Origin of the sequence: Pseudanabaena sp. 'Roaring Creek' (assembly GCF_001402795.1) — a bacterium.
Lineage (GTDB): Bacteria > Cyanobacteriota > Cyanobacteriia > Pseudanabaenales > Pseudanabaenaceae > Pseudanabaena.
In genome coordinates this window covers 1-4,354 of record NZ_LIRE01000171.1, presented here as the reverse complement: position 1 = coordinate 4,354, position 4,354 = coordinate 1, and the positions used below count along the sequence as shown (strand labels likewise).

Here is a 4,354-nt window from a genome sequence, read left to right as displayed (position 1 = left end):
CTTACACCGAGGGCTGAGCGAAGTCGAAGCCCGTCTACAAGTTATTTAAAACGACTATATTTAGTGGAAGTGACTTAATGAAGAGAGAGAATATCCAACCACAAAATTTTGCCGAACGCATTGTCTGGTTTGCGATTATCTGGACCTATTGGTTTTATGTGATCGGTGGATTGTATATCGTTGGAGCCGCAGTTGCTTGGATTTTGTTTTTTCATCTCTGTCGTGAGTTATGGAAACAGGACGAGCAGACTCCTCAAGAAGACAAAATTGAAATTCCTTGGTCAATTTGGGTATGGATTGGGGGAATGCTCATGATGGAAGTTGCCCTAGTAATCGGACATCTGAATAATTATTTAGGGCTAGGGGAAATCATCAAATCCACGATTGGTTGGGCAAAGGGCTGGGCTTTACTGGCTCTCTATCCTTTGGTTGGATGTTTAAAAATTCGACCAGAGTTAATGTACCGCGCTTCGGCGCTTGTATGTCGGACTAGTCTATTAGTATCTATTCCCTTAGTGCTTGCTTTTTATCTACACCTGCCTCAAAAGCTATATGTTTCGCCGCTCAGGGCGGTCGGGGGGCCAAGTGACGCTTTCTTTGAGGTGATGCTCTATGAAATCGATCCTGGCGAAGGTAAGCCAAGATGGCGGCTATATACTCCTTGGGCTCCTGCCGCAGGCTTTGTGGCAAACATCTATTTTTTTATGGTTATTCAAGAGAAAGACCTCAAGTTACGTTGGTTAGGAATTGCTGGATGCGTTGTCATCTGCCAGATTTCTGCCTCCCGTTTAGCATTAATTTGTCTACCTGCGGTGTGGTTGATGAGTCTATATATGTCAAAACTTAGCCGCCCTCCGACCCTAATTGCTAGTGGATTTGCCAGTTTCTTTATCAGTATTAGCACCAATCAGATCTCTGAGGCAATCCAAAATTTTTCTGCCATGTTTACAGCGGCAAGAAAGGATTCTTCACGAGTACGGGCGGCTCTGGGAAGAATTGCTCTATATCGCTGGGAAAAAGAAGCTCCCATCTGGGGGCATGGCGTTGTTGTCAAAGGTCCACATATGGTGGAGTTTATGCCCATTGGCTCCCATCATAGTTGGTTTGGACTGTTGTATGTTAAGGGAATAGTAGGTTACTTATCCCTCGCGATCCCTCTTGGTTGTGGGTTTATCCATATGCTTTATCTATCCCAGAGGAGTATCCCTGCCAAGGTCGGATTATGTATGGTGATGGTGCTATTCTTTTACACCTTTGGCGAGAATTTAGAGATTTTAGCCTATTTATTCTGGCCGGGCTTGGTCATGATTGGCATCGGGACTCAGAGCAAATATATGGAAAAAGAGAAAGATCATGACGAAAACCCAGCGATCGAAGTTTATTCGGAAACTATCTCTTAATTCCTAAAAGATGAGTGGTGGCGCGAAGCACCACCACTCATCTTTTGTAACCTAATACCAATTCCCAAAAGTGTGGCTACACTTTTGGGAATTGAAAACCAAACCCAGTAAGGGTTTTAAAATTACAAAATGGCGTAGCCATTTTGTAATTTGGTATAATACCAATTTCCAAAAGTGTGGCTACACTTTTGGAAATTGAAAACCAAACCCAGTAAGGGTTTTAAAATTACAAAATGGCGTAGCCATTTTGTAATTTGGTATAAGTACTTATAGCTTAGGACATAAATCCCAAAAATTGACTGGCGGCGCGAAGCGCCGTCAGTCAATTCTTGGGATTACAGCGACAGCTTAGATACTTAGACTGCACCATTGTTGCGCTTCAACAAGACGGCTACGGTTTGCCAAATTAGCCAGAGATCGTATTTTAGGCTCCAATTTTGTTTGTAGGTTAAATCAAAGCCGATTACCTCTTCAAAACTTCTCACGGCGGAACGACCGCTGACTTGCCATAAACCACTCAATCCAGGACGGACATCTAGGCGACTCCATTCGGTTAGTTTTTCATCCGTGTACTCATTTTCTATTTCATACAAGCCGATCTCAGCAAAAGTAGGCGGTCTCGTGCCGATTAAACTCATGTCTCCGACGAGAATATTCCAAAATTGGGGAAACTCATCTAAACTGGTTTTCCTCAATAATTTTCCCACTTTAGTAATGCGGGGATCGTTACTATTTTTAAAAAATTTACCACTATCGCTGTCGGATTTTCCATCGGTGGAATCGGCAATCTCATTGACAACCTTTTGCTTCAGCATTTCGGCATTTTTGACCATTGAGCGAAATTTCCAAATCCCAAAGGGTTTGCTCATAATTCCCGCTCGACTCTGCTTAAAAAGAACCGATCCCCGACTCTCAAGTTTGATCGCGATCGCAATGGGGATGAAGATTAGGGCGGTGATGCTCAAGCCAACCAGCGCGCCCAAGATATCGATCAGCCTTTTTGGGAAGCTGCGGACGGAGGGATGTAAGGGTAAGGCGGGATCGAGCTCGATCGCAGGATAGAAAAAGTACATCCCATAGGCGATCGCACATAGGATGGGAATGTCAATCAGGGATTGGTAGAGCCGATATAAAAATATGGAAATGCGATGGGGGCGATCTAGCGATCGCTGATGATTGCTATTTGCTAATCGATTAGTGCGGGCGGATGCTTCAATGGAGAAGACCCTATCCATTTTGGTCATCTTCAGAAGTGATAATACTTGTGGGTTCACGCTCCACAGGACTAATTCAGTGGGTTCGGGTTTACCCAATTGCAGATCGCTCTGCCGCAGCACATTTAAACAGGAGATCAAAGCCCCCAATCCCGAACTATCAATAAATTCGGTTTTAGACATATCCAGAATTATTTTCCGAAAATTTTCTCCTTCTTGGCATAGTTGCGTAAAGTCTTCTTTTAATTTTCTTGATTCAGTACTGAGGATATTGGGAGGAGTACTTATTAAAACCGTGTCATTAAAGTTGGTGATTTGGACATCTCTCAATCCAAATTTACTGGGTTCTTGCTCGTTACCCGTGGGAATATATATTGATTCGGGATAGAGATCGGCGATTTCTTTAGCGCGAACAATCAGCAAATCGAGGACTTTCCAAGATCGCAACAATTTTGCGGAAAGACTGAGATCGCGAATGCGGGTCTTTGATTCGACAAAAATTATTTTGCTTTTATAGAGGTACTTGGCAACGATCAAAAAAGGGACGGCAACCCCTGCCCCCGTTGAGACGATTAGCGATGGTCGTTCCTCCTGCAATACCTTGATTGCTAATAGTAAATTCCGCACTAAGTTAAGTAGGTTGCGATTGGTGGGACTATATGCCCAAACAGCCTTTTCATTTTTAAGCTCGGTTTGGGTAGTACCTGTTTTAAAGGTGATCCAACTTCTTTTGCTAAATTTATGCCAATATTGGCTCAAGCCTCGCATCCCTTTAAAATGTCCACCCGAAGAGCAAACCAACATAATTTGGTCATAGTTTTCACTGGAATAGCGATCGCTTAAATATTCACATAAATCCTGATCTTCAGTAAAAGTAAGGGAGTTATGGGGAATAGTAATTAATTTTAAAAACTTAGCTAAATCGGCAGGCGATCGAGCGATCGCCACCCCCTGATTTTCCAAATCCTCAGCCATTTCCAATTGATGATCATCAACATGCTCATGAAATTTGGCGGTGCGGGGAACCAAAATATAGGGTTTGTCAAATTCTTCTAACAATAGGGCACTACCCTCCCCACAATGGGCAATTACAGCACTCGACTGTTCGATGAGCCGCTTAAATTGTACTTCGGGAATTAGCTTACCAATCCTTACATTGTCAGGTAACTCCGTAGATGCCCCATATTGGATAAATACCTCTTCGTTAAGAATCCCCTCTCGCATCAACAAACCAATCCAGTCCATTAACGAATTAAATGGATACTGCTCAGTGCCAACTGTAACTAGTATCATAATTAAAATCCCTTGCTGATTTAGCTATATAATTTAGCTATATTTAGCTATATATTTAATCTACTTTAATCCACACATTTAATCTACATATTTAATATACACAATTGCTCCAATTTAAATATAGCAGTCCTAAATCATTTGTAGATTTTTGGATTTGTGGAAGTGCCACCCTTTTTGAGGGGCACTTCAAAAAACTATTTAGGATTGCCATAGCTTCAATTTAAATATTTTATAATCTGCAATAGATAAGCAATAAACGCCTATATAACTACATATATAATTGCAATTTTTAAAGTTTTTGGCGAGGGCTTCTGTTCCCTAATCCCTTCGATCTTCAAACCAACTAAAAATAATAGCTAAAAATAATATAATTAAAATCCAGATCTAAAACCTGCGGCGCACGCGCAGCGTGCGCCGCAGGTTTTAGGGTTTTATATTTAATTAAGC

1 protein-coding gene and 2 pseudogenes are annotated in these 4,354 nt (G+C 41.9%); 1 reads left to right on the top strand and 2 read right to left on the bottom strand.

Annotation, left to right across the window (positions count from 1 at the left end; all coding sequences use genetic code 11):
• Positions 1-77: 77 nt before the first annotated feature.
• Entirely contained in the window at positions 78-1,400 is a 1,323-nt protein-coding gene (locus AC805_RS05445) for a capsular biosynthesis protein (RefSeq protein ID WP_055074477.1), read from the top strand.
• A 356-nt stretch (positions 1,401-1,756) separates the two neighbouring features.
• Here AC805_RS05445 and AC805_RS27280 read toward each other — a convergent pair.
• Positions 1,757-2,425: pseudogene (locus tag AC805_RS27280) on the bottom strand (sugar transferase); the annotation flags it as partial.
• A gap of 192 nt (positions 2,426-2,617) precedes the next feature.
• Positions 2,618-3,907, bottom strand: a pseudogene (locus tag AC805_RS27275) (STAS domain-containing protein); the annotation flags it as partial.
• Positions 3,908-4,354: the final 447 nt, after the last annotated feature.

What these genes read in the sequence shown, in the direction of transcription:
- AC805_RS05445 (WP_055074477.1), top strand. Translation starts at nt 78, where the DNA reads ATGAAGAGAGAGAATATCCAACCACAAAATTTTGCCGAACGCATTGTC.